This is a genomic window from Pseudoalteromonas sp. SR45-5 (genome assembly GCF_014163565.1).
Taxonomy (GTDB): Bacteria; Pseudomonadota; Gammaproteobacteria; order Enterobacterales; family Alteromonadaceae; genus Pseudoalteromonas; species Pseudoalteromonas distincta.
The window spans coordinates 1-1,436 of record NZ_JACJDN010000827.1; the positions used below are offsets into that span (position 1 = coordinate 1).

A 1,436-nucleotide genomic window follows, 5' to 3' on the forward strand; every position below is an offset into this window, starting at 1 on the left:
GCTCTTTGTTTATGGCAAAAGTAAGTATAAACCTCATGCTCAAAGTCATCATTTATAGCGCGCCCAATTTGGTACAGTGCTGAAGTAAAGTTACTGTCTACTCTAAAATGATCTTTAACTACGTAATCTTTACTTAAGTACCAGTAGAGCTCAATCCCCTCGTTTTTAGCATATTGATTAAGTACATCTTTAAGAGTTGTGCCATTTTCAAAGCGCCTAGGTTCAACTTCTCCAGTCCAATTTGTAGGCATTGGATCTACTGTTCGCGCACGTTCAGCCAATACTCTATCCAAGGTTTGTTCTGGTGTTTTAAGTTTTAAAACAAATTGATCTCGTTCTTTATTACTTTTTACTTGGTTACGAATGGAGGAGTAAAAGCGTGATAATCCTTCGGCGGCTGCATTTTTAGATTTTTTAATATCAAATACAGAACCATCACCCACTAAGAAGTATACGGCGAGTGCTATTAGCACGGCTGCAAATGATAAATGTCTAATCCAAAACCACATGATTATTACCCACCTTATTTGTTCCTATTATTGTTATACCATTACTTTTTGTAAAAAGAAGGGGTATTTTTATCCGGTCGAGTTTTAAAGCGACGGTGTAGCCACATGTATTGCTCTGGTGCTGCATTAACAGATTGTTCCATGCGTTGATTTACACGTGTTACATCAGCCTTATCATCACCACTTGGGAAGTTTTCAAGCTCAGGTACTACCTCTAAATGATACTTTCCATTTTCGTCACGACGCGAGATTAAGCTCATAGTTTCGCAGTTTTTACTGCCAGCAAACATAAGAGTACCTGTTGTCGTTGCTGTGTCAGGGACGGCGTAAAATGGCACAAACTCACAGCGGTTACGGCCGTAATCTTGGTCAGGTAAGTAATAGCATACTTTTTTGTTTTTTAATGATTTTAGTAAACCTTTTACATCTTTTCGGCCAATTAGGTATTCGTTAGAACGAAGGCGGCCATTAGTTGTAAAGTATTCCATTAGAGCGTTGTTGTGAGGGCGGTAAAAGCCTAAACCTTGGCATTTTAATCCCATTACACGACTCGCCATTTCAAGATGCAGAATATGAGGTACAAGTAATAAAACACCTTTACCAGATGCCTGTACGCGCTCAAAGTGTTCCAAACCTTTGATTGAGCCATATACACTTTTTACTCGCCACTGCGGCCACCACCAAGCCATGCCGGTTTCAACCATTGCAATGCCGGTGTTTTCCATATTTTTGAGTACAAGGTCTTTTTGATCTGCTTCGCTCATATCAGGAAAACACAGCTTAATATTTACTTCTGCAATATGGCGACGGCGCTTCATAAATTTATGGACTAAGCGGCCAAGTTGCTTACCCATTGCCAGCTGTAGCTTTTGTGGTAGCCAAGAAATTAAGTATAAAAATAAAACGCCAACCCACGTTAGCCAGTAT

2 protein-coding genes are annotated in these 1,436 nt (G+C 39.7%); both read right to left on the minus strand.

From position 1 onward, the window contains the following. The coding region (locus H5072_RS19375; RefSeq protein ID WP_182694500.1) for a TcpQ domain-containing protein at positions 1–509 on the minus strand (509 nt) is incomplete at its 3' end. Positions 510–550: 41 nt separating this feature from the next. Continuing rightward, positions 551–1,436, minus strand: an 886-nt coding sequence (gene lpxL, locus H5072_RS19380) for an LpxL/LpxP family Kdo(2)-lipid IV(A) lauroyl/palmitoleoyl acyltransferase (protein ID WP_182694501.1), incomplete at its 5' end; no start/stop codon positions are given.